Origin of the sequence: Acinetobacter sp. YH01008, from assembly GCF_013420435.1 — a bacterium.
Taxonomy (GTDB): Bacteria; Pseudomonadota; Gammaproteobacteria; order Pseudomonadales; family Moraxellaceae; genus Acinetobacter; species Acinetobacter pseudolwoffii.
On the sequence record NZ_VOYD01000069.1, the window covers coordinates 1 to 1,478 of the forward strand.

Genomic DNA, 1,478 nt, shown 5'->3' on the forward strand with positions numbered 1-1,478 from the left:
TCCACCTGGACAACCAACGCCAGGCTGACTTAACCTTCTCCGTCCTCTCATCGCATTACACAGAAGTATTGGAATATTAACCAATTTCCCATCGACTACGCCTCTCGGCCTCGCCTTAGGGGTCGACTCACCCAGCCCCGATTAACGTTGGACTGGAACCCTTGGTCTTTCAGCGTGCGAGTTTTTCACTCGCATTGTCGTTACTCACGTCAGCATTCGCACTTCTGATACCTCCAGCAGACTTCTCAATCCACCTTCATCGGCTTACAGAACGCTCCCCTACCACGCATAATAAATTATGCATCCGCAGCTTCGGCATATAGTTTTAGCCCCGTTACATCTTCCGCGCAGGCCGACTCGACTAGTGAGCTATTACGCTTTCTTTAAAGGGTGGCTGCTTCTAAGCCAACCTCCTAGCTGTCTATGCCTTCCCACATCGTTTCCCACTTAACTATAATTTTGGGGCCTTAGCTGGCGGTCTGGATTGTTTTCCTCTTGACTACGGACGTTAGCACCCGCAGTCTGTCTCCCGGATAGTACTCATTGGTATTCGGAGTTTGCATCGGTTTGGTAAGTCGGGATGACCCCCTAGCCGAAACAGTGCTCTACCCCCAATGGTATTCGTCCGAGGCGCTACCTAAATAGCTTTCGGGGAGAACCAGCTATCACCAAGTTTGATTAGCCTTTCACCCCTATCCACAAGTCATCCCCTGGCTTTTCAACGACAGTGGGTTCGGTCCTCCAGTTAGTGTTACCCAACCTTCAACCTGCTCATGGATAGATCACCTGGTTTCGGGTCTATACCCAGCAACTAATGCGCCCTATTAAGACTCGGTTTCCCTACGGCTCCCCTATTCGGTTAACCTCGCTACTGAATATAAGTCGCTGACCCATTATACAAAAGGTACGCAGTCACCGAACAAGTCGGCTCCCACTGCTTGTATGCATGCGGTTTCAGGATCTATTTCACTCCCCTCACAGGGGTTCTTTTCGCCTTTCCCTCACGGTACTGGTTCACTATCGGTCAGTCAGGAGTATTTAGCCTTGGAGGATGGTCCCCCCATATTCAGACAAGGTTTCACGTGCCTCGCCCTACTCGACATCATCATATAAGCCCTTTCGTGTACAGGACTATCACCGTCTACGGTCGCACTTCCCAGAGCGTTCCACTAGAACTTATATGACTTAATGGGCTCTTCCCCTTTCGCTCGCCGCTACTGAGGGAATCTCAATTGATTTCTTTTCCTAAGGGTACTGAGATGTTTCACTTCCCCTCGTTCGCCTTGCATGACTATGTATTCATCATGCAATACCTACCTTATGGTAAGTGGGTTTCCCCATTCAGACATCTCCGGATCACAGGATATTTGCCGCCTCCCCGGAGCTTTTCGCAGGCTATCACGTCTTTCATCGCCTCTGACTGCCAAGGCATCCACCACATGCACTTAATTACTTGACTATACAACCCCAAACAGTCG

1 rRNA gene is annotated in these 1,478 nt (G+C 50.0%); it reads right to left on the reverse strand.

Annotated elements, in window-relative coordinates:
* A 23S ribosomal RNA gene (locus FTT75_RS15520) occupies positions 1-1,459 on the reverse strand; the annotation flags it as partial.
* Between the last annotated feature and the right edge of the window lie 19 nt (positions 1,460-1,478).